This window comes from Herpetosiphon sp., from assembly GCF_003512625.1.
GTDB lineage: Bacteria > Chloroflexota > Chloroflexia > Chloroflexales > Herpetosiphonaceae > Herpetosiphon > Herpetosiphon aurantiacus.
The window spans coordinates 39547-40547 of record NZ_DOPT01000063.1; the positions used below are offsets into that span (position 1 = coordinate 39547).

At 60.5% G+C, this 1001-nt stretch carries 1 pseudogene; it reads right to left on the bottom strand.

Features of this window, described 5'->3' with window-relative positions:
* A pseudogene (locus tag DEF47_RS14470) lies at window positions 1-1001 on the bottom strand (hypothetical protein); the annotation flags it as partial.

Consider the following 1001-nt stretch of genomic DNA (forward strand, 5'->3'; position numbering starts at 1 on the left):
TGATCGTTGCGCTGATACGGTCGGGTCGGTTGTTGCTCACGCTGAATCGGACGCTGCTGCGGCTGATTTTCGCGCTGGACAGGCCGCGAGCTTGGACGCTGAGCCGCTGGTTTTTCTGGAGGGTTGCGCTGTTGAAACGGTGGTCGTTCGTAGGGCGGCGGCTCGTTGGCCACCGGCATCACCACCGAACCGCGTTCAGGCGGTAAAGGCTGGCTTGGCGCTGGCGTTTTGGGCTGCACTAAGGGCTGGGTTGAGCGTTGCGCCTCATTGCGCCCAACGTTAGCCTTGCGCCGTGACGGTCGGGTCAGGTTGGCCTTGGCTTTTTCAGGGCTAGGCGGCGCTGGCGGGGCTTCGTTGCGCACCGCTGGACGTTGGTTGGTCAGCGGCTTGTTGGCTGGCGGTTGTTGGGCGGCCAAACGCATGGGCTGAGCAGGCAACGCTGGTTGGTTTGGCACAGGGTTGGTTTGGCTACGCTTGAGCGCTTCGCCTTGCTTGGGTAGCGAACGCGGCAGCGCAAACACATTGCCACGTCCACGGCGGCGGGCATTCAAATCGTTGGTGCTAATTACCATCGATTGACGGCTCGCTCGCTCGACCCGTGGCGGTGCAACTTGGGCTGGCTCTGGTGGCATATCGGCGCGTAACGGCGCAGCGAGTGGTACCAAAATCTTTTCAAGCCAACGCAATTCGGCCTGAGCATAACTAGCATACAACGGGTCTTTGCTCAGAGTGCGGGCCGCCAAGCCAGCCAAATGTAGCCAAGCCTCAAATTGGCTATACAACTGCTCAACTATGCCGCGCCCGCCTGGTTGAGCTTCGACCAAATACAAATGTTGTTCGCTGACACACGCCACCATCGCATCAGGCTGGCAGTGCAGCAATAATGGCAACACGCCAAGCAGGATTTCGCCCAAGCCAGCCCCAGCTTCTGGCGCAGCCAACCACAGCGCTGGGGCATTCCACTGCAGCTGAATCGGCGGCTCAAACGGCACACGCCGAAT